We start from the raw sequence: 1,574 nt of genomic DNA on the forward strand, positions 1-1,574 counted from the left end.
CAGCGCAAGGCCCGCGACGCTGGTATGGAAGCGGAAGCCCGAAGCCACCAGCGCTGCCGTCGTGGCCGCCCAGGCCCACAGACTCTGACGGGGCCGCGCGTGCAGTCCAACATTGAACAGCGCCGGCACGACAGCGATGCCGCCACTGAGCCACACGCCCTGCATCCACTGGCCGAACGACACCGCGACGATCACGGCCGTGACGACGAGAGGAGCGCGTCGCCGCCACCACAGCGGGACGATGAGGGGAATCTGCACCGCAAGAGCCACCGCTGCGGACCGCTCACCGGGGGCGATGTCCAGGAACTGCGGCTGAAAGGGACCGGCTGCCAGGGCATCGGGCAGGCCGATGAGGAAGAACACGGCCACGACCACCAGGTCCCACACGGCCGGAACGCGTCGGTCGAAGGCGCGGATCCGGGCGGCGCCGCTTCGCAGGAAGCCCGGAAGGGCGGAGCGCCCGCCGAATCCGTGCCAGGAACCGGCGGACCGGTTCGGGCGGGTCTGGGGGCGTCCGCTCTTCATCGTTCTCTCTCGTTCGGGTCAGACGTCGCTGCGGGTCAGGCGCATAGCTCCCACGCCCAGTACGACAACCGCCCACCCCGCGAGGACCGCCGCACCGGCACCGGGGCTGAGCAGGTCGCCACCCCCGTGCAGGGACATCATCGCCCGTCCCGCGTGGCCGGGCAGGTAGGGGATCACCGCGTCGGCGACGCTCGCGGGAAGGACGAAGGTGAGGCTGTCGATCACGAACACCACGCCCGCGATCACCGCGACGCCGCCCGCCACGGACCGCAGCACGAAGCCGAGCGCCACTCCGATCACACCCACGAGGGCGAGATACGCCGTCGTCCCGGCCAGCGCGCGCAGGACACCGGGATCGGAGAGCGACAGGCCGAACGCCGTACCGTCCAGAGCGCCCGCGCCGAGAACGAACGTCACCGCGACGGTGACTCCTGCGACCAGAAACGCGGCGACAGCGAAGACGAGGGCCTTCGCCCACAGGACGGGGGCACGGCGCGGAACCGCCGACATGGTCGCCCGGATCATCCCGTTGCCGTACTCGCCCGCGCTGAAGATCACGCCGAGAACACCGAAGCACAGCTGGGCGAGCATGGCGCCGTTCGTGGCCAGCGAGACGCCATCCGTACCGGCATCGGCGGGAGTCGTCCCCACCGGATCGAAGACGAAGCAGGCGGCGACCCCGATGGCCATCACGAGAATCACGGCCAGGCCCATGGTGAACCCGGTGGATCGCACGCTCCAGAGCTTGATCCACTCGGAGCGCAGAACCCGGGGGAAAGAGACCTTCGTGCGGCCCGGGGCGATCCTCGCGGCAGCGACGGTGCTCACAGCATGACCTCTTCCGTGTCGGCGGTGACGTACTCGGCGCTGTCACGGGTCAGCTCCATGAACGCCTCTTCGAGTGAGATTCCGCGAGGCGTGAGTTCCACCAGCGCGATGTCGTGGGCTGCCGCGACCCGCCCGATGTCCCTGGAGCCGAGCCCCTCGACAAGCAGCTGACCGGCCTCGGAACCGGCGGTCACGGACACTCCAGATGCATCCAGCAGGAC

At 69.8% G+C, this 1,574-nt stretch carries 2 protein-coding genes and 1 pseudogene; all 3 read right to left on the reverse strand.

The window, feature by feature from the left end; genetic code table 11:
- A partial coding sequence (locus ACMZ42_RS27030) for a hypothetical protein (protein ID WP_415733428.1) occupies positions 1 to 525 on the reverse strand: 525 nt, incomplete at its 3' end.
- An 18-nt stretch (positions 526 to 543) separates the two neighbouring features.
- Complete coding sequence (locus ACMZ42_RS27035) at positions 544 to 1,353, reverse strand: hypothetical protein (RefSeq protein ID WP_415733429.1); 810 nt, start codon at positions 1,351 to 1,353, stop codon at positions 544 to 546.
- A pseudogene (locus tag ACMZ42_RS27040) lies at positions 1,350 to 1,574 on the reverse strand (hypothetical protein); the annotation flags it as partial. The pseudogene ACMZ42_RS27040 and the gene ACMZ42_RS27035, both read right to left, overlap by 4 nt.

The sequence above is a fragment of the Lysinibacillus sp. NPDC056185 genome, from assembly GCF_047737915.1.
Taxonomy (GTDB): domain Bacteria; phylum Bacillota; class Bacilli; order Bacillales_A; family Planococcaceae; genus Lysinibacillus.